This is a genomic window from Streptomyces sp. TRM49041 (assembly GCF_008271805.1).
GTDB lineage: Bacteria > Actinomycetota > Actinomycetes > Streptomycetales > Streptomycetaceae > Streptomyces.
In genome coordinates this window covers 18,302-38,371 of record NZ_VSRY01000140.1, presented here as the reverse complement: position 1 = coordinate 38,371, position 20,070 = coordinate 18,302, and the positions used below count along the sequence as shown (strand labels likewise).

The 20,070-nt window shown below is 72.0% G+C and carries 23 protein-coding genes, 1 tRNA gene and 1 riboswitch; of the genes, 20 read left to right on the top strand and 4 right to left on the bottom strand.

Annotation, left to right across the window (positions count from 1 at the left end):
- Positions 1-23: 23 nt before the first annotated feature.
- Positions 24-156: riboswitch (cobalamin riboswitch) on the bottom strand.
- Between the two features lie 24 nt (positions 157-180).
- The 3 genes from FVS66_RS18190 to FVS66_RS18180 are packed head-to-tail and all read left to right on the top strand — an operon-like array spanning position 181 to position 3,613.
- Positions 181-1,449, top strand: coding sequence for a cobalamin biosynthesis protein CobG (locus FVS66_RS18190; RefSeq protein ID WP_262387060.1), 1,269 nt, complete (start codon positions 181-183; stop codon positions 1,447-1,449).
- Positions 1,446-2,087 (top strand): precorrin-8X methylmutase, encoded by a 642-nt coding sequence (locus tag FVS66_RS18185; RefSeq protein WP_149182223.1) that lies wholly within the window; start codon positions 1,446-1,448, stop codon positions 2,085-2,087. The genes FVS66_RS18190 and FVS66_RS18185 overlap by 4 nt, the downstream gene beginning before the upstream one ends.
- Complete coding sequence (locus tag FVS66_RS18180; protein ID WP_149182222.1) at positions 2,084-3,613, top strand: precorrin-2 C(20)-methyltransferase; 1,530 nt, start codon at positions 2,084-2,086, stop codon at positions 3,611-3,613. The genes FVS66_RS18185 and FVS66_RS18180 overlap by 4 nt, the downstream gene beginning before the upstream one ends.
- A 183-nt stretch (positions 3,614-3,796) precedes the next feature.
- Here FVS66_RS18180 and FVS66_RS18175 read toward each other — a convergent pair whose 3' ends face one another.
- Positions 3,797-4,489 (bottom strand): hypothetical protein, encoded by a 693-nt coding sequence (locus FVS66_RS18175; protein ID WP_262387059.1) that lies wholly within the window; start codon positions 4,487-4,489, stop codon positions 3,797-3,799.
- 178 nt (positions 4,490-4,667) lie between these two features.
- Between FVS66_RS18175 and FVS66_RS18170 the strand changes: the two genes are divergently transcribed.
- Together FVS66_RS18170 and FVS66_RS18165 are read left to right on the top strand one after the other, a co-directional pair.
- Positions 4,668-5,234: a TetR/AcrR family transcriptional regulator gene (locus FVS66_RS18170; RefSeq protein WP_149182221.1), complete on the top strand. Its 567-nt coding sequence runs from the start codon at positions 4,668-4,670 to the stop codon at positions 5,232-5,234.
- Between the two features lie 57 nt (positions 5,235-5,291).
- Positions 5,292-6,461 (top strand): FAD-dependent monooxygenase, encoded by a 1,170-nt coding sequence (locus tag FVS66_RS18165; protein ID WP_149182220.1) that lies wholly within the window; start codon positions 5,292-5,294, stop codon positions 6,459-6,461.
- Positions 6,462-6,497: 36 nt separating this feature from the next.
- On the opposite strand, the gene FVS66_RS18160 is transcribed toward FVS66_RS18165, so the two are convergent.
- Positions 6,498-7,244: a cobalt-precorrin-6A reductase gene (locus FVS66_RS18160; protein ID WP_149182219.1), complete on the bottom strand. Its 747-nt coding sequence runs from the start codon at positions 7,242-7,244 to the stop codon at positions 6,498-6,500.
- Positions 7,245-7,256: 12 nt separating this feature from the next.
- On the opposite strand from FVS66_RS18160, the gene FVS66_RS18155 reads away from it, so the two are divergent.
- The 6 genes from FVS66_RS18155 to FVS66_RS18130 all read left to right on the top strand — a co-directional run bounded on the left by FVS66_RS18155 (position 7,257) and on the right by FVS66_RS18130 (position 13,219).
- The gene (locus FVS66_RS18155) at positions 7,257-8,369 is read left to right on the top strand and encodes a cobalt-precorrin-5B (C(1))-methyltransferase (protein WP_187645577.1); all 1,113 of its coding nucleotides are present in this window, start codon (positions 7,257-7,259) and stop codon (positions 8,367-8,369) included.
- Positions 8,370-8,595: 226 nt separating this feature from the next.
- Positions 8,596-9,555 (top strand): prolyl aminopeptidase, encoded by a 960-nt coding sequence (gene pip, locus FVS66_RS18150; protein WP_149182218.1) that lies wholly within the window; start codon positions 8,596-8,598, stop codon positions 9,553-9,555.
- Positions 9,556-9,610: 55 nt separating this feature from the next.
- A complete protein-coding gene (locus FVS66_RS18145; RefSeq protein WP_149182217.1) occupies positions 9,611-10,219 on the top strand; it encodes an HhH-GPD-type base excision DNA repair protein in 609 nt (202 codons plus the stop codon).
- A 164-nt stretch (positions 10,220-10,383) separates the two neighbouring features.
- Positions 10,384-11,937: a M28 family metallopeptidase gene (locus FVS66_RS18140; protein ID WP_262387058.1), complete on the top strand. Its 1,554-nt coding sequence runs from the start codon at positions 10,384-10,386 to the stop codon at positions 11,935-11,937.
- A gap of 250 nt (positions 11,938-12,187) precedes the next feature.
- Positions 12,188-12,484 carry a type II toxin-antitoxin system VapB family antitoxin gene (locus tag FVS66_RS18135; protein WP_003949502.1) on the top strand — a complete coding sequence of 99 codons (297 nt, stop codon included), beginning with the start codon at positions 12,188-12,190 and terminating at the stop codon, positions 12,482-12,484.
- 87 nt (positions 12,485-12,571) lie between these two features.
- Positions 12,572-13,219, top strand: a complete 648-nt coding sequence (locus FVS66_RS18130) for a LytR C-terminal domain-containing protein (RefSeq protein ID WP_149182216.1) — start codon at positions 12,572-12,574, stop codon at positions 13,217-13,219.
- 410 nt (positions 13,220-13,629) lie between these two features.
- On the opposite strand, the gene upp is transcribed toward FVS66_RS18130, so the two are convergent.
- Entirely contained in the window at positions 13,630-14,265 is a 636-nt protein-coding gene (gene upp / locus FVS66_RS18125; RefSeq protein WP_149182215.1) for a uracil phosphoribosyltransferase, read from the bottom strand.
- A gap of 90 nt (positions 14,266-14,355) precedes the next feature.
- Between upp and FVS66_RS18120 the strand changes: the two genes are divergently transcribed.
- The 9 genes from FVS66_RS18120 (at position 14,356) to FVS66_RS18085 (ending at position 19,796) form a co-directional block, all read left to right on the top strand.
- On the top strand, positions 14,356-14,544 hold the full coding sequence (locus FVS66_RS18120) for a hypothetical protein (protein WP_149182214.1): 189 nt from the start codon (positions 14,356-14,358) through the stop codon (positions 14,542-14,544).
- A 277-nt stretch (positions 14,545-14,821) separates the two neighbouring features.
- On the top strand, positions 14,822-15,346 hold the full coding sequence (locus FVS66_RS18115; RefSeq protein WP_149182213.1) for a hypothetical protein: 525 nt from the start codon (positions 14,822-14,824) through the stop codon (positions 15,344-15,346).
- A 128-nt stretch (positions 15,347-15,474) separates the two neighbouring features.
- On the top strand, positions 15,475-15,903 hold the full coding sequence (tadA, locus tag FVS66_RS18110; protein ID WP_262387074.1) for a tRNA adenosine(34) deaminase TadA: 429 nt from the start codon (positions 15,475-15,477) through the stop codon (positions 15,901-15,903).
- A 68-nt stretch (positions 15,904-15,971) separates the two neighbouring features.
- Positions 15,972-16,056 (top strand) — tRNA-Ser (locus tag FVS66_RS18105).
- A gap of 173 nt (positions 16,057-16,229) precedes the next feature.
- Positions 16,230-16,394 carry a hypothetical protein gene (locus FVS66_RS35080; protein ID WP_187645576.1) on the top strand — a complete coding sequence of 55 codons (165 nt, stop codon included), beginning with the start codon at positions 16,230-16,232 and terminating at the stop codon, positions 16,392-16,394.
- A 9-nt stretch (positions 16,395-16,403) separates the two neighbouring features.
- A complete protein-coding gene (locus tag FVS66_RS18100; RefSeq protein WP_149182212.1) occupies positions 16,404-16,697 on the top strand; it encodes a Dabb family protein in 294 nt (97 codons plus the stop codon).
- A gap of 266 nt (positions 16,698-16,963) precedes the next feature.
- Positions 16,964-17,851, top strand: coding sequence for an RNA polymerase sigma factor SigF (locus FVS66_RS18095; protein WP_399225787.1), 888 nt, complete (start codon positions 16,964-16,966; stop codon positions 17,849-17,851).
- Positions 17,852-18,085: 234 nt separating this feature from the next.
- A complete protein-coding gene (locus FVS66_RS18090; RefSeq protein WP_149182210.1) occupies positions 18,086-18,943 on the top strand; it encodes an RNA polymerase sigma factor SigF in 858 nt (285 codons plus the stop codon).
- 52 nt (positions 18,944-18,995) lie between these two features.
- Positions 18,996-19,796, top strand: a complete 801-nt coding sequence (locus tag FVS66_RS18085) for a hypothetical protein (protein WP_149182209.1) — start codon at positions 18,996-18,998, stop codon at positions 19,794-19,796.
- A 53-nt stretch (positions 19,797-19,849) separates the two neighbouring features.
- On the opposite strand, the gene FVS66_RS18080 is transcribed toward FVS66_RS18085, so the two are convergent.
- On the bottom strand, positions 19,850-20,068 hold the full coding sequence (locus tag FVS66_RS18080) for a hypothetical protein (RefSeq protein WP_149182208.1): 219 nt from the start codon (positions 20,066-20,068) through the stop codon (positions 19,850-19,852).
- Positions 20,069-20,070 lie beyond the last annotated feature (2 nt).

Below are 20,070 nucleotides of genomic sequence, written 5' to 3'. Positions count from 1 at the left end.
CTTCCTCGGGGTGTCCTCGCCCCGGGTGGTCGTGGGTGGCGGGAGTTCCTGACTCACCGGGCCCTGGTGGGGACCGGCTCACAGTGGCGGGACCGCGCCGGATTCGCACCGGGCTTCCTCCCTAGGGTCCTGGGACCCTGTGCCGTCTGCATAGTAGAGGCTGCGCGTATGCTCGCCGCCATGCCGCCCAGCTCATCAAAGCCCCGGAACGGGGGCGAAACTCCCATACGGGACCGCTCTCCGGACCGGGACCGCGCTCCCGGCCGCGCCCCCGGCCGGGACCCGGAGAGCGACCGCGTACGCCACCGTGGCGACGCCTGCCCCGGCGCGCTGCGGCTGCACGGCGCGGACGACGGCGGACTGGCCCGTCTCCGCCTCCCCACAGGCACCCTGACGGCAGATCAGGTCCATGCGCTGGCCGATGCGGCCGACCGGCTCGGCGACGGCCGGCTCGGGGTCACCTCGCGCGGCAACATCGACCTGCGCGGACTCCCCGACGACTGCGGCCTCGCCCTCGCGGAGCTGCTCGCCGACGCGGGACTGCTGCCCTCGGCGGCACACGAACGTGTACGGAACATGGTGGTGTCGCCGCTCGCCGGCCTCGACGGACGGGCGTACGGGGAGGCGCGGTTGTGGGCGCGCACGCTGGACGCGCTGCTGTGCGCCGAGGCGTGGACGACGGCGCTCTCGGGGCGCTTCCTGTTCGCCGTGGACGACGGGCGGGGCGATGTGGCCGGCCTGGGCGGCGATGTGACGTTGCTCGCAGAGCCGGACGGCCACGCTCTGGTACGGATCGGGGGCCGGGCGTGGCGGGTGTCGGCGGCGGATGCGCCGCGCGCCGCGCTGGCGGCGGCCGAGGCGTTCCTCGCGGCCGCCCGGGACGCGGGCACGGGTGCCTGGCGGGTGGCCGAACTTCCGGCGGGGCAGGACGTGAACGTGACGGAGTACCTGGAGCGGGCGGCCGTGCCCGCGGAGCGCGCCGCCCCGGAGCCGCTCCCCGTGGCGCCGCCGCCGGAGCCCGGCCTCGTCGGCGACCGCGCCGTGTCGGTCACGGCCCCGCTCGGGCGGGTCACCAGCGACCAGTTCCGCGCCCTGGAGCCGGAGCCGGGCGGCGAGGTGCGGGTCACACCCTGGCGCGGCTTCGTCGTGGCGGGCTTCCCCGACCGCGCGGCGGCCGAGGCCCGGCTGGCGGCGCTGGACGCAGCCGGCCACCTCACCCGCCCGGACTCGCCCTGGCTCGGCGTCAGCGCCTGCACGGGCAGGCCGGGCTGCGGGAAGGCCCTGGCCGACGTACGGGCGGACGCACGCCCCCTGGAACACGGCCTGCCCGTCCACTGGTCGGGCTGCGAGCGCCGCTGCGGTCACCCGCAGGGCGCGTGGGTGGACGCCCTGGCCACCGGCGACGGCACGTACGAGATCACCGTCCGAGACGACGTACAGAAGAGATGAGCGGGAGCACAGTGTTCGACTACGAGAAGGACGGGGCGGAGATCTACCGCCAGTCCTTTGCCACGATCCGCGCCGAGGCGGATCTCGCGGGACTGCCCGCCGACGTCAGCCAGGTCGCCGTGCGGATGATCCACGCCTGCGGCATGGTCGACCTCGTCCGCGACCTCGCGTACACCCCGCAGGTCGTGTCCCGCGCCCGCGCCGCCCTCCGTTCCGGCGCGCCGGTCCTGTGCGACGCGCAGATGGTCGCGAGCGGCGTCACCCGTAAGCGGCTGCCCGCCGGCAACGACGTGGTCTGCACGCTCTCCGACCCGTCCGTGCCGGACCTCGCCGCGGAGCTGGGCACCACGCGGAGCGCGGCCGCCATGGAGCTGTGGCGGGACCGTATGGAGGGCTCGGTCGTGGCGATCGGCAACGCGCCCACCGCACTGTTCCGCCTCCTGGAGATGATCCGCGACGGCGCGCCCCGTCCGGCGGCCGTGCTCGGCATCCCGGTCGGGTTCATCGGCGCCGCCGAGTCCAAGGACGCGCTGGCGGACTCGGACCTGGGTCTCGACCACATCGTCGTACGGGGCCGGCGCGGTGGCAGCGCCATGGCGGCCGCCGCGGTCAACGCGATCGCGAGCGAGGCGGAATGAGCACGCGGGTTTCACGTGAAACAGGGGCCGCCGGGACCGGAAAGCTGTACGGCGTCGGGCTCGGCCCCGGCGATCCGTCGCTGATGACCCTCCGCGCGGCTGAGGTCATCGCCGAGGCCGACGTCGTGGCGTACCACTGCGCCCGGCACGGCCGCTCCATCGCCCGCTCCATAGCGGCGAAGCACCTCCGTGACGACCACATCGAGGAGCGGCTCATGTATCCGCTCACGGTGGAGACGACGGACCACCCGGGCGGCTACCGAGGCGCGCTGAACGACTTCTACGAGGAGGCGTCGGCCCGTCTGGCCGCGCACCTGGACGCCGGACGGACGGTCGCCGTCCTCGCGGAGGGCGACCCGCTCTTCTACGGCTCGTACCAGCACATGCACAAGCGCCTGGCGCACCGCTACGGGACGGAGGTCGTCCCGGGCGTCACCTCGGTCAGCGCGGCCGCGGCGACGATCGGCAAGCCGCTGGTGGAGGCCGAGGAGATCCTGACGATCATCCCGGGCACGCTGCCGGAGGAGGAGCTGACGGCCCGGCTGGCGGCGACGGACTCGGCGGTGGTGATGAAGCTGGGGCGCACGTTCCCCGCGGTGCGCCGCGCCCTGGAGCGTACGGACCGGCTGGACGACGCCCACTACGTCGAGCGGGCCACCATGGAGGGTCAGCGCACCGAGCCCCTGGCGGACGTGGACCCGGACTCGGTGCCGTACTTCTCGGTGGCGGTGCTCCCGTCCCGCGTCGACACGGGACCGGCCGCCCCCGCCGCCGGCCGGGGCGAGGTCCTGGTGGTCGGCACCGGCCCGGCGGGACCCCGGTGGCTGACGCCCGAGACGCGCGGCGCGCTGGCGTCGGCGACGGATCTGGTGGGCTACACGACGTACCTGGACCGGGTTCCGGTGCGGCCGGGCCAGCGGCGGCACGGCTCCGACAACAAGGTCGAGTCGGAGCGCGCCGAATTCGCCCTGGACCTGGCTCGGCGCGGGCGGCGCGTGGCGGTGGTGTCGGGCGGCGACCCGGGTGTGTTCGCCATGGCGACGGCGGTCCTGGAGGTCGCGTCGCGGGAGGAGTACGCGGACGTGCCGGTACGCGTACTGCCGGGCGTGACGGCCGCGAACGCGGCGGCGGCGAAGGCGGGCGCCCCGCTCGGCCACGACTACGCCACCATCTCGCTGTCGGACCGCCTCAAGCCCTGGGAGGTCATCGCGGAGCGACTGCGCGCGGCGGCCTCCGCCGACCTGGTGCTCGCCCTCTACAACCCGGGCTCCCGCAGCCGCACCTGGCAGGTCGCCAAGGCCCGTGAGCTGCTCCTGGAGCACCGCGCCCCGGACACGCCGGTGGTCGTCGCGCGGGACGTGGGCGGCGCTGAGGAGTCCGTACGGGTGCTGGCGCTGGTGGATCTGGACCCGGCCGAGGTCGACATGCGCACACTGCTCCTGATCGGCTCGTCGCAGACCCGGGCGGTGCGGCGGGCGGACGGCACCACGGTGGCGTGGACGCCCCGGAGGTACCCGGAGGCGTAGCCCTTCTTCGGCCGGAGCCCGGAGGGCGGCCGGGTGCCGGAGGGCGGCCGGGTGCCGGAGGGCGGCCGGGTGCCGGTGTGACACCCGGACCGCCCCCGGATCTCGGCGAGCGGCGGCGGGAGCAGCCGAATCCCTCTCCCCGACAGCCGCGATCCGCCTGATCAACAGGTGACCGTCACCTGGTCAGCGGGCCTCGGCGAAGGCCCGCCCCTCGTGGTCGTCGGACCCGCAGGAACGCCGCTCGTCGGCGGTCATCTTGCGGGTCTTGACGACCACGACGTTGTTCTTCCCGTCCGTCCCGTTCTTGGCGGGCCCGGTGATGGTGTCCTTCCAGAACCAGTAGTAGTGCCCCCACTTGGGGCTGTCGTAGTGGGTCTGCCAGGTGCCGGAGACCCGCTGCATGACCTGGGCGCGGGAGATCCAGCCGACCTCACCGGGCCTGACGGTCATGTGGAGGGAGCTGCCCTCGGTGTGGGTGCTGGACCAAGTATGGCCGTAAGTCGCCGTTACGCTGAGGTCGACGAGGCCCGCGATCTTGCCGCCCGCGGTGACCGAGACGCCCACGGAGTCGGTGGAGCCGACCGAGTCGGACCAGCTCATGGTCTGGGTGGCGTCCGAGGTACTGCAGTTGTAGAGGGAGTCCGAGACCTGGCGGAACTCCCCCAGGTACGCCTCGCCGAGCACGGGCTCGTTGAAGGTGCATTTCCCGAGGCCCGACGCGCAGTCGCCCGTCAGCTCCTGGCGGGTCGGCTGGTCGGCGGCCGCGGCGGGCGAGGCGCCGAGGGCGAGCCCGGCGGCTGCGGCCAGGAAGATGCCGGTGAGGCGGGCGGCTCGGCGCGCCGGGCGGCGGCGCCGTATGAGGCGTGACATCGTCATCGCTGGTCGTACCTGCTTTCACGCTGTGCCGAGGGGGTCGGAGGGCGGCAACTGGCCACCGTGCTCCGCCTGTTGAGCGTGGGATTGTGCCAGGCACACCCACGCCCCCCACGCTTTCGAGCCAGCCGTGCGCTACACTTGGACAGTCGCCCAATACGAACGCCCAAGGAGGCCGCACATGGCACCCCCCACCGCCGCGGAAAGGGGCCGCGAGGTCCGTACGCGACTGCTGGCCGCGGCCGGCGGGCTCATCGGCGAGCTGGGCTGGACCGCCGTGAGCACCCGGATCGTCGCCGAGCGCGCCGGGGTGCGCCCCGGCCTGGTGCACTACCACTTCGAGTCCCTCCAGGACCTGCTCCGCAAGGCCGCCCTGGATGTGATGCGGCCCCTCCTGGACGGGGCGACCACGGCGTTCGAGGCGGCGCCCACCCCGGCCGACGGCGCGGAGGCGCTGCTGGCCTCCCTGGACGAGCTGTCCGGGGACACGCCGGAGGCCCTGCTGTTCACCGAGGCGTTCATGACGGCGACGAGGGACAAGGAACTGCGCGCCGCCATGGCCGAGTTGGTGGCGGCCTTCCACACCTCCGTGTCCACCGCCCTGGCCCGCGCGGGCCACAAGAACCCCGACGCCGCGGCGACGCTCCTCATGACCGCCCTGGACGGCTACGTCCTGCACAAGTCGCTGAACCCGGCGCTGTCGACCGCCTCGATCGCGCCTCTGATCAGGGAGTTCATGACGCCCTGACGCCCTGACGCTCTGACGCCCTCAGTGACCCATTGACGCACGAACCGGAGGAAACCGATGCAAGCACTCGTCTGCGGTGCGGGAATCGCGGGTCTCACCCTGGCGGCCCGGCTCAGGCACCACGGCTGGGACGTCCTCGTGGTGGACCACGCCCCCGGCCCACGCCCGCAGGGCTACATGATGGACTTCTTCGGCCCCGGCTACGAGGCGCTGACGGCCATGGGCCTGCTGCCCCGCCTCAAGGAACTGGGCTACCGGACCAAGGAATTCCGCTACATCGACGAGCGGGGCGGCAAGCGCGCGGGGCTCGCCTACTCCCGCTTCGAGAAGGCGGCACGCGGCGGCATGGTCAGCATCATGCGCCCGGACCTGGAGCGGCTGCTGCGGGAGGCGGCCGAGGAGTACGGCGCGGAACTCCGCTACGGGACCACCGTGGACGCGGTGACCGACACCGGAGGGGTGACCCTCTCGGACGGCACCCGGCACACCCCGGACCTGGTCGTCGGCGCGGACGGCATCCACTCCCACATCCGCGAGCTCCTCTTCGGCCCCGAACAGGACCACCTCCGCCACCTGGGCATGCGGACAGCCGCCTGGGTCTTCGCCGACGACACGGTCTTCCAGCGGGTCAAGGACCGCTTCGTGCTCACCGACACGACCCACCGCCAACTCGGCTTCTACGGCCTGCGGGACGGCCGCGTGGCGGCGTTCGCCGTGCACCGCACCGACCCCGCACTCCCGGAGGACCGCCGCGACGCCCTGCGCCAGGTGTTCGCCGGCATGGGCCCGCTGGCGGACCGGGCCCTCTCCCAGTGTCCGCCGAGCCACGAGGTGTACTACGACGTGGTCGCCCAGAGCGTCGTACCGCACTGGTCACACGGCAATGTCACCCTCATCGGCGACGCCGCCCACGCCGTCTCCCTCATCGCGGGGCAGGGCGCGTCCCTGGGCGTCGCCGGGGCCTACCTCCTCGCCGAGCGCCTGAAGGCGGCCGACTCCGTCCCCGCCGCCCTCGCGGAGTACGAGCGCCGCTGGCGTCCCGTGACCACCGAGGTCCAGACCGGCGCCCGCGACCGCATCGCCGACTGGTTCCTCCCCACCACGTCGACCCAGCTCCTGGTCCGCCGCTGGGCCTTCCGCGCCATGGCCCTCCCCGGCCTCGACAGCCTTTTCGGCGCCGCCTTCTTCCCCGCCACCCGCCACTCGGTCACAGAGCTGAGCGCCTGACGGGGGCGCCGTCGAGGCGCGCGTGAAGGCCCCCGTTCAGCCGTCCAGGGACCGGACCCAGACCGCCGCCTCCTCCACCGTCGCCGCCACCGGCACCCCGGCCGGGACCGGCGGGCGGCGGACGATCACCACGGGGACGCCGGCCTCGCGGGCCGCCGTGAGTTTCGGGGACGTGGCCGTGCCGCCGCTGTCCTTGGTGACCAGGACGTCGATCCCGTACGTACGGAGGACCTCCCGCTCGCCGTCCAGCGTGAACGGGCCCCGGTCCAGCAGGACCTCCATACGGGGCGGGTGCGGGGCCTCCGGGGGGTCGACCGAGCGGACCAGGAACCAGGCCTCGCTCACGCCCGCGAACGCCGCCAGGCCCATGCGGCCCGTCGTCAGGAAGACCCGGCCGCCCCTACGCCGTACGGCCTCCGCGGCCTCCTCCAGGGAGGCCACCTCGTGCCAGTCGTCGCCCTCCACGGGGGTCCACCCGGGGCGCCGCAGGGCGAGCAGGGGAACATGGGTCGTGGCGGCGGCCCGCGCCGCGTTGAAACTGATCGTCCCCGCGAAAGGGTGAGTGGCGTCGATGACCGCGTCCACCTGGTGCTCGCGCAGCCAGCGGGCGAGGCCCTCCGGCCCGCCGAACCCGCCCACCCGGACCTCCCCGGGCGGCAGCTTCGGGGCTGCCACGCGGCCTGCCAGCGAACTGGTCACCCGGACACCGTCCGCGCACAGCGCCCCGGCGAGCCGACGGCCCTCCGTGGTGCCGCCGAGGATCAGTACGTGGCGAACATGCATCGGGAACCGTCCATGAGTACGAGCGGGGGGCGCAGCGCCCAACTCAAGCACACCGGCCTCCGGCCCGGCTGGACGACCGGTGCCTGCGCGACAGCGGCGACCACGGCCGCGTACACCGCGCTCCTGACCGGGGACTTTCCCGACCCGGTCACCATCACGCTGCCCAAGGGGCAGACGCCCGCCTTCGCGCTCGCGGTGGAGGAGCGGGCGGACGGGTACGCCACGGCCGGGGTCGTGAAGGACGCGGGCGACGACCCTGACGTCACCCATGGGGCGCTCGTGCGGGCGACGGTGCGGCCGCTGCCGACCGGCTCCGGGGTCGTGTTCCGCGCCGGGCCCGGTGTGGGGACCGTCACCCGGCCGGGCCTGCCCCTGGACGTGGGGGAGCCGGCCATCAACCCCGTGCCCCGGCAGATGATCCGCGACCATGTCGCGAAGGTCGCCGCCGAGCACGGCGGCAGCGGGGACGTCGAGGTGACCGTCTCCGTCGACCACGGCGAGGAGATCGCCCGTTCCACGTGGAACCCGCGCCTGGGCATCCTCGGCGGTCTTTCCATCCTCGGTACGACAGGGGTCGTCGTCCCGTACTCGTGCTCGGCGTGGATCGACTCCATCCGGCGCGGCGTCGACGTGGCTCGTGCGGCGGGCCGTACACATGTCGCGGGCTGCACCGGCTCCACCTCCGAGAAGACGGTGGTGTCCCTGTACGACCTGCCGGAGGACGCCCTCCTGGACATGGGCGACTTCGCGGGCGCCGTGCTGAAGTACGTCCGCCGCCACCCGGTGGACCGCCTCACCGTCTGCGGCGGCTTCGCCAAGCTGTCCAAGCTGGCGGCGGGGCATCTGGACCTGCACTCGGCGCGGTCGCAGGTCGACAAGGGGTTCCTGGCGGAGCTGGCCCGGGCGGCGGGCGCCGACGAGGAGCTGGCGGCCGAGGTGGCCGACGCGAACACGGGGCTGGCGGCCCTCCAGTTGTGCGCCGCCCGGGGTGTCCCGCTGGGCGACCGCGTCGCCGAGGTGGCACGGGACCAGGCGCTGGACGTTCTGCGGGGCGCGCCGGTGGTGGTGGACGTGGTGTGCATCGACCGCGCGGGCACGGTGGTGGGCCGCAGCGCCCCGCGCTAGGACCTCGCCGCCGGGGCACGGGGACCGGGCGGGGGCGGGGCGCGGACGGGGGAGGCGGACGGGGGCGCGGACGGGGACGCGGACGGGGGGCGCGGACGGGCCGGGGCCGGGCGCGGACGGGGACGCGATGGCCCCGGCCGGGGCGGCGGCCACGACGGCGGCGAGACCGTCTGCGCCCGTCGGTTAACGTGGCGGCGCTGGGACAGGTCGGCCACAGGGGGGCGTGATGTATCCGGAGGGGAAGCCGTACGACCAGGGAATGCTCGACGTCGGGGACGGCAATCTCGTGCACTGGGAGGTGCACGGCAATCCCGCCGGCAAGCCCGCACTCGTCGTGCACGGCGGTCCCGGTTCCGGCTGTCACCCGCGAGCCGTGCGCCCCTTCGACCCGGACCGCTACCGCGTCGTCCTCATGGACCAGCGCGGCTGCGGCCGCAGCACCCCACACGCCGGCGACCCGACCACCGACATGACCGTCAACACCACGCGCCACCTGGTCGCCGACATGGAGCGCCTCCGGGTCCACCTGGGCGTCGACCGGTGGCTGCTGTACGGCGGCTCGTGGGGCTCGACGCTGATCCTGGCATACGCCGAACGCCACCCGGACCGTGTCTCCGAGATCGTCATCTCCGCCGTCACGACGACCCGCCGCTCCGAGATCGCCTGGCTGTACGAGGGCGTGGGCCGGTTCTTCCCGGAGGCGTGGGAACGCTTCCGGACCGGCTCCGGCACGGACGCCCGTACGGCCGCCGAGCTCGTCGCCGCCTACGCCCGCCTCACCTGCCATCCGGACCCGGCCATACGGGAGAAGGCGACGGCCGACTGGTGCGCCTGGGAGGACGCGGTGGTCTCCCTGGAGGGCGCGGGTGCCCCGTACGGGGACCGGCCGGACGCCGCGCGCCTCGCCCTGGTCCGGATCTGCTCGCACTACTTCGCGCACGGAGCCTGGCTGGAGGAAGGCGCCCTGCTGCGCGACGCGCACCGGCTCGCGGGCATTCCGGGCGTTCTCGTCCACGGTCGCCTCGACCTGGGCGGGCCGCTCAGCACCGCGTGGGAGCTCGCCCGGGCGTGGCCGGACGCGGAGCTGACCGTCGTGAACGACTCGGGGCACCTCGGCACCGAGGCGACACGGACTCAGATCCGCGCCGCGCTGGACCGATTCGCCGTGAATCGGCCCCTTGCGTGACCCCACAGGCGCAAGCCACCGTGCGACCTGCCTCCCCGGGCACGATCATCGACCCATGAGCACCCCCACCATCCGCCTCGCCCAACAGCCGGAAGCGGACTCCCTCCTCGCGCGCAGCCCCCTCGCGGCACTCACCGGCATGCTGCTGGACCAGCAGGTCCCCATGGAGTGGGCGTTCGCCGGCCCGTACACGATCGCCCAGCGCATGGGCGCCGACGACCTGGACGCGCACGCCATCGCGGCGTACGACCCCGAGGCGTTCGCGGCGCTGCTCTCCGCCAAGCCGGCCGTGCACCGCTATCCCGGCTCCATGGCGCAGCGCATCCAGCAGCTCTGCCGGTTCCTGGTCGAGGAGTACGACGGGGACGCCACGGCCGTCTGGTCGGACGCCACGAGCGGCAAGGAACTGCTGGCCCGGCTCCAGGCGCTGCCCGGGTTCGGCAAGCAGAAGGCCCAGATCTTCCTGGCGCTGCTGGGCAAGCAGTACGGCGTACGACCCAGGGGTTGGCGGGAGGCGGCAGGCCCCTACGGAGAGGCGGGGTCGTACCGGTCGGCGGCGGACATCACCGGCCCGGAGACGCTCGCGAAGGTGCGCGCCTACAAGCAGGAGGCGAAGCGGGCGGCAAAGGCCGCGAAAGCCGGCAAGGAAGGCAAGTCGCAGTAGCTTCATGCCGCCAAGGCTCCCTCCGGCACGGGAAGTTCTGCGTCGAATTACCCACAGCTCCAGCAATTCGTATGAATAATCGCGTGAGTTGTGGCACATCTGTTCACAGAAGCCCGGCTGATCGCTAGCTTCCCTTCAACCTCGTCCACACGGGAAGGAACTCTGTGAAGGCATCCCATCGCAGAGCCGTGGCCACCCTGGCCGCAGCCGCAATCGCGACCCCGCTTCTGCTGGCCTCCGCCGCTCCCGCATCCGCCGACCGTCACAACCCGGCCAAGGATGCGTCGAAGCTCGCCCGGAAGCTGGTCAAGTCGGCCTCCGCCGACAGCGCCTACCAGCACCTGCAGAAGTTCCAGCAGATAGCCGACACGACGGACGGCAACCGCGCCGCCGGCACGCTCGGTTACGACGCCTCGGCGGCGTATGTGTACCAGCAGCTCAAGAAGGCCGGGTACGACGTCTCGTACCAGGAGTTCGAGTTCATGTACACGGAGACGCAGGCGCAGAAGCTCGCCGTCGTCTCGCCCGCGCCCCGCGACGTCTCGATCTCCGCGATGACGTACACCAAGTCGACCCCGGTCGGCGGCACCAAGGCCGCACTCGTCGCCGCTCCGGTGGACGACGACGGCTCGAACGGCTGCGAGCCGACCGACTTCGCGTCCGACACGTTCAGCGGCAAGATCGCGCTCATCAAGCGCGGCGGCTGCACGTTCGCCGCGAAGCAGGAGAACGCCGCCGCCGCGGGCGCCGTCGGCGCCATCATCTACAACCATCTGGAGGGCAACCTGGCCGGCACGCTCGGTTCACCCGAGGCCGGCAAGATCCCGACGGGTGGCATCACCAAGGCGGAGGGCGAGGCGCTCGCCGCCGACCTGGCCGCCGGCCCGGTCGAGGTGAACCTGGAGATCCGCCAGATACAGGAGATGCGGACCACGCGGAACGTCATCGCCGAGACCCAGCGTGGCAACGCCGCCAACACCGTGATGCTCGGCTCCCACCTGGACTCGGTCATCGCGGGCCCGGGCATCAACGACAACGGTTCCGGTTCGGCCGGTCTGCTCGACGTGGCGCTGAAGTTCGCCAAGCACAAGCACAAGACCACCAACAAGGTGCGGTTCGCCTGGTGGGGCGCGGAGGAGAACGGCCTCCTCGGCTCCGAGCACTACGTCGGCGCCCTCGACGAGCTCGGCCGCAAGGAGATCAAGCTCTACCTCAACTTCGACATGATCGCCTCGCCGAACTACGGCCTGTTCGTGTACGACGGCAACGACTCCGACGGCGTCGGCGCCCCGGCCGGACCGGAGGGCTCCGCCCAGCTCGAGCGCGACATCAACGAGTTCCTCGACAAGCGGGGCCGCCCGCACGAGGGCACCGACTTCACCGGCCGTTCCGACTACGGCCCGTTCATCGAGGTCGGCATCCCGTCCGGCGGCACGTTCACCGGCGCGGAGGGCATCAAGACCGAGGCGCAGGCCGAGAAGTTCGGAGGCACGGCGGGCCAGGCGTACGACTCCTGCTACCACGCCGCGTGCGACGACATCAACAACATCGACATGACCGCGTTCGACGTCAACATCGACGTCATCGCCAACGCGGTGGGCACCTACGCCCACGATCTGAGCTCGCTGCGCAAGCCGGTCGAGTTCGTCCCGACGGGCGGCGACGCGGGCAGCGGCGGCGGTCTGCACGAGGACGACGACCACGAGGTCACCGAGTAACGACCGGCCCGCCGCCGGACAGCCTCGGGCAGTCACCGGGCAGTCACCGGGCAGTCGCCGGGCTGACAACCGGACGGCCACCGGGCCAGGTGTGCCGCCGCAGGAGGGTCCCCTCCTGCGGCGGCACACCGCCCCACGCACCGACCACTCACCAGAAATGCCTGATATTTCCGAATTATGACTCCCTGTTCGGCATGGCACCGGCGTCGCGTGGCTGCGCCGGGAGCCGCTCGCCCGGTAGGCTTTCCGTGTGATCTTCAAGCGCATCGGTAACGGGCGGCCGTATCCCGACCACGGCCGGGAAAGCACCCGGCAGTGGGCGGATGTCGCGCCGCGTCCGGTCCGCCTCGATCAGCTCGTGACGACCAAGGGCCAGCTGGACCTCGAGACGCTCCTCGCCGAGGACTCGACGTTCTACGGGGATCTCTTCGCGCACGTCGTGAAGTGGCGAGGCGACCTGTACCTCGAGGACGGTCTCCACCGCGCCGTACGCGCGGCCCTGCAGCAGCGGCAGGTGCTGCACGCCCGCGTGCTGGAACTCGACTGACCCTTTCCGGGAAGTTTCCCACCCGTCCGGCCCTCAGCTGCTGATCGTTTAGTAGGCATAGTCACCGGGCCGCATTACGCTGCGCCCATGAGCATGCTCACTCCCCCCGGTATGGGCGGAAAGTACCGCGTCACGGGCAAGACGTACCCCCGCATGCGCCGTCCCCGCCGCCGCGGCCGAATCGTCGTGGCGACCATCACCGCGGCCGCCGCCCTCGGCATGGCCGGCTGGGGAACGCTCCAGCTCATCGATGTGTTCGGTGGTGGCAGCGGAGACACGGCGCGGCATACGACCGCCGGATCCACCTGCGAGGCCGCGAGTCCGTCGCCCGCGCGGGCCGTCGCCCTCCCGAAACCGGCCGACATCACGGTGAACGTCTACAACGCGACACCGCGGGGCGGGCTGGCCAAGTCGACGGCCGACGAGCTGAAGAAGCGTGGCTTCGCGATCGGCAAGATCGGCAACGCTCCGGAGGCGTACGACAAGAAGGTGCCGGGCCCCGGGATACTCCTCGGCGCACCCGGGGCCGTGAAGGGCGCCTTTCCGGTGCTGGGCACTCAGCTCCAGGGCGCGGTGACCAAGACGGACACCCGCGCGACCGCGGACGTCGATCTGATCATCGGCACCGGCTTCCAGTCCCTGGCCACCCCGGGCGACGCGACGGTCGCGATGACGGCACTCCTCCACCCGGAGCCGGAGAAGCCGGGCTGCGCGCCCACGAAGAAGAAGCAGTAGCCGGCGGGCGAGCCACCGGCTCAGTCAACGGGCCGTCCCAGAAAGGCCCCCGAGCCCCGAACACCCGGGCCCGCGAGCGTCCTCCGCGCGAAGGCGCCCACGCCGGGATCAGCCGAGGAGTTCGGCGCGGCCGACCGGTTCCCGGCGCGGCGGCCGTTGATCGGGTACCGCTCGACGGAGGAGCGCCGGGACACCTCCTCGGGCACCGCACACTGGATCTCACCGACGGGCCGGTGGTCCCGCGTGAGCGCCGGTGAGTGATCATCGTTCCGTCGGCGGCACGCGGGTTCCCCTCGCCACCGATGTCCTGACGGGGAATGCAGCACCCACCCGCCGGGGCGCGCCCGTGGCTCGCCCCAGCAGGTGCCGGACAGTCAGGGCGCTCCCGAGCGGGTCGCGCCCCGGAAGGGTCAGTCCGCGGTGCCGTACATGCGGTCGCCGGCGTCGCCGAGACCGGGGACGATGTAGCCGTGGTCGTTGAGCCGCTCGTCGACCGCCGCGGTGACGACGGTGACCGGCGTCCCCGCCAGCTCCCGCTCCATGACCTCGACGCCCTCCGGCGCGGCCAGCAGCACGACCGCCGTCACATCGTCGGCACCGCGCTTGATCAGCTCCTGGATCGCCGCGACCAGCGTGCCGCCCGTCGCGAGCATCGGGTCGAGGACGTACACCTGGCGCCCGGACAGGTCCTCCGGCATCCGTGTGGCGTACGTCGACGCCTCCAGCGTCTCCTCGTCGCGGATCATGCCGAGGAATCCCACCTCGGCGGTCGGCAGCAGCCGCACCATGCCGTCGAGCATGCCGAGCCCGGCCCGCAGGATCGGCACCACCAGGGGGCGGGGGTGCGACAGCTTCACACCGGTCGTACCGGTCACCGGGGTCTCGATGTCGACCAGCTCGGTGCGCACGTCCCGGGTGGCCTCGTACGCGAGCAGGGTGACCAGTTCGTCGGCGAGCCGCCGGAAGGTCGGGGAGTCGGTGCGCCTGTCGCGCAGCGTGGTGAGTTTGTGCGCCACCAGCGGGTGGTCGACGACGTGGATCCGCATGCCCACAACAGTAGCCCGCACTGGCATCAACCCACGTAGCGGAGGGAAGGTGGAGTCGAGCGAACACAGCCCTGGGGTGGTGGTGTGGCCATGCCGGACCTGGACCAGGAAGAACCCGACGACCGACAGGCGGCGGACGCGGCGGAGCGCAGGCGCCGCCGTGCACAGTTCTTGCGCGAGCTGAACGAGGCGAAGGCACTGCGTGAACGGGTCCAGCCGCGCCGCGCCAGGGCGGCCAGGATGCGCCAGGCGATGCGGATGCGGACGTTCCGCTGGTGAAGGCGGCCGGCTGTGCGACGCGCCCCGGCGGATCGCATCCGATATGTCACGGCGGTCGCGTCCGGCACGCCCACGTGCGCACCGTGACCCCTGGTGATCGACGGTAACGGGTGGTGCGGGAGAGTGACGCCGTCCGGGTCGCGGCCTCAGACTGGTGCACGACGCAAGAGCGGAACACCTCTCCTTCAGCCCCCGGATCTGCCACGATGCCGAGTGGGCGGGCCATTCAGGAGCGTGCCGCCCGATCGTCACACCTCTGATCAGTGGGAGAGTCACGGTGTACTTCGCCGCACTGCTCACGCTCACCGAAGACGGGTGGGTAGCGAGCGACACAGAGCTCGACGATGTGGAGACCCTGGCGGATCTGACCGACCTGGCCCGCGAAGCCTCGCCGGACGCCGACACGGTGCTCGTCTTCATCGAGCAGGAGGACGCGTGGTTCGGCCTCATCCGTGTGGAGGGCGAGGACGATCCTCGCATCTTCGTGTCGGACGGGGCTGCCGCCGCCCGGTCCTCGTACGGAGAGATCCTCACCAAGGAACTGCTGGGCGACGACCAGTCCGACGACGACGCCGACCTGGACGCACTGGACCTGGACGGCACCGAGGACGGGGAGCCGGACGACACGGAGGAGGAGACGGAGGCGGCGGCCGAGGCCGTGCCCGCCGCGCCGGTCGGGGACCGGCAGATCCTGGACGACCTGGGCCTGTCGGAGAAGGAGCTGCTCGCTCTCGACACCGACGCGCTGGCCGAGATCGCGGAGGCTCTGGGCGCCTCCGAGGTACTGGAGACCGTCCGCTAGTGCATGACCCCGCAACACCCGACCCGATATCGACGGACGCCGACGCGCCCGGCACCGGGCGGACCGGCGCCTCGCCGCCGCCCGGCCCGGCCGCGCCCGATCCCGTACGCGACCCCTGGCGGGCGGCCATGGAGTGGGCGCTGGTCGAGGCGGGGCGGGCCGCGCTGGCCGGTGACGTACCGGTCGGCGCGGTCGTGCTCGGCCCGGACGGCGCCCTCCTCGCGACCGGCCACAACGAGCGCGAGGCCACCGGCGATCCGACCGCGCACGCCGAGGTGCTGGCGCTGCGCCGTGCGGCCGAACGGCTCGGCGAGTGGCGGCTGACCGGCTGCACGCTCGTCGTGACGCTGGAGCCGTGTGTCATGTGCGCCGGCGCACTCGTCCAGTCCCGCGTGGACCGGCTGGTGTTCGGCGCCCTCGACGAGAAGGCCGGCGCAGTGGGCTCCCTCTGGGACCTCGTACGGGACCGGCGGCTGAACCACCGCCCCGAGGTGATTCACGGCGTACTCGCCGACACGTGCTCCGCGCAGCTGACCCGCTTCTTCCGCGCGCGCTGACCACCGCCCGGCGACAGCGCCGGGTATGGATTTCGGCGTCGGGCCACCTTTGGGCTAAGCTCTCTCTCGGTAGCGTGTCCGAGCGGCCGAAGGAGCTCGCCTCGAAAGCGAGTGTGGCGCAAGTCACCGAGGGTTCAAATCCCTCCGCTACCGCTCTTCCGAAGAGCCCCGACGCCCGACACGGCGTCGGGGCTCTTCGCATAACCGCCACGACCGGACAGAGATCGGCAAAGCATCCGAATCGACAGGGTCTTGACCCGTAGAGCCTCGGTTAGACTCACCCGACCGCCAAGGGAATCGCAGGGGAAAGACGGGGAGACGGCACGATGGCGCAGGCGAAGAAGATCGCGCTGTACGCGCTCACCGTCTTCGTGTTCTACACGATCATCCAGTCCCCCGACCGGGCCGCCGACCTGGTCCAGATAGGCTTCGAAGGCATTTCGAGTGCCGCTCAAGCGGTCGGCCAGTTCATGACCGCGCTCGTCAACTAGGAGCCCCGCATGATTCGCCACCTGGTCCTCTTCAAGCTCAACGAGGGTGTACGACGGGACGAGTCGCGCGTCGAGGCGGGCGTACGGGCGTTCCAGGAGCTCGGTGGGATCATCCCGGAGCTCCAGGTCTGGGAGTGCGCCTGGAACATCACCGACCGGCCGATCGCGTACGACTTCGCCATCAACTCGGCCGTCGAGGACGTCGACGCGCTCAAGCGGTACATCGAGCACCCTGCCCACCAGGCGGCCGCCGGGCAGTGGCGCGAGTTCGCCACGTGGGTGATCGCCGACTACGAGTTCTGAGGCACGGCTGCCCGAAGACTTCACAGGAGCCCCGCACCCAGTGGTGCGGGGCTCCTCGCCGTACAACCCTCCACACCCACACCCACACCCCCGCACTGCGGCCGCACCAGCCCCGCACCGGACCCGCACCCGGCCCGACCCGCACCGACCCGCACCCCAACACGGCGCTATCGGGTGCTTGCACACAGTGGACATGTCTTGTGATGCTATGACCGCTTTTGACGGATGGGTTGACCGAAGTTGACCGTTAGCCGCGAAGGGGTGGCGTGAACGTGCCGGCCAGTACCACGCCTCACCAGGTTCCGCCCCAGAACGAGCTCAAGACCGAGCCGACGGAGCCCGTCGAGTCCGTCGCGTCCGTCGAGTCCGTCGAGCCGGGCTCCCGCCCCCGCCGGGCCGCCGACACGCGGGCACTCACGCAGGTGCTGTTCGGCGAGCTGAAGAAGCTGGAGCGCGGCACCCCCGAGCACGGCCGGGTCCGCGCCGCGCTCATCGAGGCGAACCTGCCCCTCGTCCGGTACGCGGCGGCCCGCTTCCGGTCCCGCAACGAGCCGATGGAGGACGTCGTCCAGGTCGGCACCATCGGGCTGATCAACGCCATCGACCGGTTCGACCCCGACCGGGGCGTGCAGTTCCCGACCTTCGCCATGCCCACCGTTGTCGGCGAGATCAAGCGGTACTTCCGCGACAACGTCCGTACGGTCCACATCCCCCGGCGGCTCCACGAGCTGTGGGTACAGGTGAACGGCGCCACCGAGGACCTGACGACGCTTCACGGCCGCTCCCCGACGACCGCCGAGATCGCCGAGCGACTCAAGATCTCCGAGGACGAGGTCCTGTCCTGCATCGAGGCCGGCCGCTCGTACCACGCGACCTCCCTGGAGGCCGCCCAGGAGGGCGACGGGCTGCCGGGACTGCTCGACCGGCTCGGCTACGAGGACCCCGCCCTGGCGGGCGTCGAACACCGCGACCTCGTACGGCATCTGCTCGTCCAGCTGCCCGAGCGCGAGCAGCGGATCCTGATGCTCCGCTACTACCGGAACCTGACGCAGTCCCAGATCAGTCAGGAACTCGGCGTCTCCCAGATGCATGTGTCAAGGCTCCTCGCCCGCAGCTTCGCCCGGTTGAGATCCGCAAACAGAATCGACGCGTAGCTGAAACGGGTAGATCCGCTTGGTCCACAATCAGCCGTTCCAAAAGCCGCACACCCCTTGTTTCCAGCACAGACTCGCCCTTGACTTGTCGACATGTCACTACAGCGTGTTGCCGACATGTGACATTCTGCTGGAACCGCGTTTGCCGCAGTCTCGGCGCCGGTATTCAGGTGGAGGCTGCGTTCCTCCGATGGTCGCGGCTCACGCGACCGTCCGCGACCTCAAGGGGGTGGCATGTCCGCAGAACAGGGCAGCTCGAAGGTGCTCACGCTCATCAAGAGCGAACCGGCCGCCGCGCTTCCCGACCCCTCGGGAGCCATCGACACTCGCACGCTCTCCCGCTCCCTGTTCCTCCGACTGCGCGCGCTGGACGCGGCGGGCGCGGCGGCGGACAGCCCGGAGCGCATGTATGTGCGCGACACACTCATCGAGCTCAATCTGCCCCTCGTGCGGTACGCGGCGGCCCGCTTCCGCTCCCGCAACGAACCCATGGAGGACATCGTCCAGGTCGGCACGATCGGCCTGATCAAGGCGATCGACCGGTTCGACTGCGAACGCGGCGTGGAGTTCCCGACGTTCGCGATGCCGACTGTCGTCGGTGAGATCAAGCGCTTCTTCCGCGACACCTCGTGGTCGGTGCGGGTGCCGCGCCGCCTCCAGGAGCTGCGGCTCGCGCTCACCAAGGCGAGCGACGAGCTGGCGCAGAAGCTCGACCGCTCGCCGACCGTCCCCGAACTCGCCACCGCGCTGGGTGTGTCCGAGGAGGATGTCGTCGACGGCCTCGCCGTCGGCAACGCCTACACCGCCTCGTCACTCGACTCGCCGTCGCCGGAGGACGACGGCGGCGAAGGCTCGCTCGCGGACCGGCTCGGCTACGAGGACACCGCGCTCGAAGGCGTCGAGTACCGGGAGTCGTTGAAGCCGCTGCTCGCCAAGCTCCCCGCCAGGGAGCGGCAGATCATCATGCTGCGGTTCTTCGCCAACATGACGCAGTCGCAGATCGGCGAGGAGGTCGGGATCTCCCAGATGCATGTCTCCCGACTGCTGACGCGGACGCTGGCGCAGCTGCGCGAGGGGCTCATCTCGGACTGAGTGCCCGCTGCGGGGCTTCATAACTGACGTTTCGTCAGTCACACTGCCGCCCATGCGACGGAACGGTCGGACGGCGGCGTGGACGGCGGTGGTGTGCTGCGGTGCGGTGGTCACGCTGACCGCGTGCGGCGGTGGCGGCGGCGAGGGCCGCACGACCGTCGGCGCGGTCGGCCCCGCCGGGCCGGACGGCGCACCGACCGCACCGGTGGCTCCGACGGGCGGCGTACGGCTGGCCCCGCTGGATTCGCCTGCCTCGGCGGACTCGTCGGCCCCGTCGGACCCGCCGTCGGGCCATGCCTCGCCCGGCGGTACGAGGAGCGGTGCCGGTACGCGCACGAGTGCGGGTGCGAGCACGGGCGCGGGTAAGCCCACGGGAGCCGGCGCACCCGGAGCCGTACCGGCGACGCGCAAGCCCGCGCCACCGGCACGGAACGAGCGGCCACCCACTCCGCTCCCGGCTCCCTCGGAGCCGACGACACCGACACGACCGGCACCGTCAGGACCGGCACCGTCACCGACGCCCACGACTCCCCCGCCCGCACCCACGCCCGCCGTACTCGTGCTGAGCGAGCCGGTCCGTTCCGCCACGGACCGGCGGTGGTGCGAGCGGGTCACGGTGGAGTTCCGCAACACCGGCGGCTCACCGGCGCGTTCGGGCACCGTCACGTTCGGGACGCACATCATCGGCGCACTCGGCGTCGACTGGGGCACCGTCGAGTCGGCCCAGCCACTGCCCACACCCATCCCGGCCGGGGCGGCGCGAACGGAGACGTACACCGTGTGCGTGGCGTCCTGGCGCGTGCCGCTGGGCATGCGTGTCGAGACCCGGGACGTCGGAGCGGCGTGGCAGTGATCGCGCGACGGTTACCGCGTGGCGGTGACGCGCCGGGTGAAGATCGAGTCGGGTCAGGACAGGGCGAGCCAGGCGACCGCGGCGACGACCACGACGGCCAGCACGATGCCGGCGATCAGACCGACACGAGGGCCGGCCGACTGGACGGTGACCTGCTGCTGTCGCTGCGGGGCGCCCTCGTCGACGAAGGCGCGGAACATCTGGGTAGAGCCCGCGGGGTCGTAGGAGCTGCTGCCCTCGGGGCCCTGGGGGGCGTGCGGGTTGTGTGCCATGG

Coding starts and splice junctions, on each gene's coding strand:
- FVS66_RS18145 (WP_149182217.1), top strand. CDS start 9,611: ATGAGCACCCCCACCATCCGCCTCGCCCAACAGCCGGAAGCGGACTCC.
- FVS66_RS18185 (WP_149182223.1), top strand. CDS start 1,446: ATGAGCGGGAGCACAGTGTTCGACTACGAGAAGGACGGGGCGGAGATC.
- FVS66_RS18090 (WP_149182210.1), top strand. CDS start 18,086: ATGTCCGCAGAACAGGGCAGCTCGAAGGTGCTCACGCTCATCAAGAGC.
- upp (WP_149182215.1), bottom strand. CDS start 14,265: ATGCGGATCCACGTCGTCGACCACCCGCTGGTGGCGCACAAACTCACC.
- FVS66_RS18180 (WP_149182222.1), top strand. CDS start 2,084: ATGAGCACGCGGGTTTCACGTGAAACAGGGGCCGCCGGGACCGGAAAG.
- FVS66_RS18175 (WP_262387059.1), bottom strand. CDS start 4,489: ATGACGATGTCACGCCTCATACGGCGCCGCCGCCCGGCGCGCCGAGCC.
- FVS66_RS18120 (WP_149182214.1), top strand. CDS start 14,356: ATGCCGGACCTGGACCAGGAAGAACCCGACGACCGACAGGCGGCGGAC.
- pip (WP_149182218.1), top strand. CDS start 8,596: ATGTATCCGGAGGGGAAGCCGTACGACCAGGGAATGCTCGACGTCGGG.
- FVS66_RS18085 (WP_149182209.1), top strand. CDS start 18,996: ATGCGACGGAACGGTCGGACGGCGGCGTGGACGGCGGTGGTGTGCTGC.
- FVS66_RS18155 (WP_187645577.1), top strand. CDS start 7,257: ATGAGTACGAGCGGGGGGCGCAGCGCCCAACTCAAGCACACCGGCCTC.
- FVS66_RS18100 (WP_149182212.1), top strand. CDS start 16,404: ATGATTCGCCACCTGGTCCTCTTCAAGCTCAACGAGGGTGTACGACGG.
- FVS66_RS18130 (WP_149182216.1), top strand. CDS start 12,572: ATGAGCATGCTCACTCCCCCCGGTATGGGCGGAAAGTACCGCGTCACG.
- FVS66_RS18160 (WP_149182219.1), bottom strand. CDS start 7,244: ATGCATGTTCGCCACGTACTGATCCTCGGCGGCACCACGGAGGGCCGT.
- FVS66_RS18190 (WP_262387060.1), top strand. CDS start 181: ATGCCGCCCAGCTCATCAAAGCCCCGGAACGGGGGCGAAACTCCCATA.
- FVS66_RS35080 (WP_187645576.1), top strand. CDS start 16,230: ATGGCGCAGGCGAAGAAGATCGCGCTGTACGCGCTCACCGTCTTCGTG.
- FVS66_RS18165 (WP_149182220.1), top strand. CDS start 5,292: ATGCAAGCACTCGTCTGCGGTGCGGGAATCGCGGGTCTCACCCTGGCG.
- tadA (WP_262387074.1), top strand. CDS start 15,475: ATGGAGTGGGCGCTGGTCGAGGCGGGGCGGGCCGCGCTGGCCGGTGAC.
- FVS66_RS18080 (WP_149182208.1), bottom strand. CDS start 20,068: ATGGCACACAACCCGCACGCCCCCCAGGGCCCCGAGGGCAGCAGCTCC.
- FVS66_RS18170 (WP_149182221.1), top strand. CDS start 4,668: ATGGCACCCCCCACCGCCGCGGAAAGGGGCCGCGAGGTCCGTACGCGA.